1 pseudogene is annotated in these 394 nt (G+C 46.4%); it reads right to left on the bottom strand.

Annotated features, from left to right (window positions below):
- Positions 1-162 precede the first annotated feature (162 nt).
- Positions 163-312: pseudogene (locus tag B5P40_RS34275) on the bottom strand (hypothetical protein); the annotation flags it as partial.
- Positions 313-394 lie beyond the last annotated feature (82 nt).

Below are 394 nucleotides of genomic sequence, written 5' to 3'. Positions count from 1 at the left end.
CACCATTCTCCAGGAGCATTTCAGACACGATCCGACCGTCGTCCGTTCTCCTTTCGAATTGGTTCGTCATCTTCTTGTTCGGCTCTTTTGCAATCGTCGCGCTCGATCTCATATTCTGTGCTTCCATGAGGCTGTGATTCTTTTGTTTCTTCGCTAACTTCTTCAGGAGGGTTTGATGATTGTAAATGCATCGAATGAGGATGGAAGTCCAGAGAGAAGGCGGTCCGTCATATCTTCGTCTGATAGTTCTTTCCCGATTGCTCGCAGTTTCCCCTGGATGGCTTGAATCGTTGCAATATAGGTGGCAACAGACGACTCTCTCTTGGTGTTTGACTAGAATTCTGCGATTAACCTAGTCCTGGTGGAACGAGACTTCTTTTGGTATAGTTGTTCT

Source organism: Bacillus sp. SRB_8, from assembly GCF_003264205.1.
In the GTDB taxonomy this organism is placed as follows: domain Bacteria; phylum Bacillota; class Bacilli; order Bacillales; family Bacillaceae_G; genus Bacillus_A; species Bacillus_A mycoides.
This window is presented reverse-complemented; position numbering and strand designations above follow the sequence as displayed.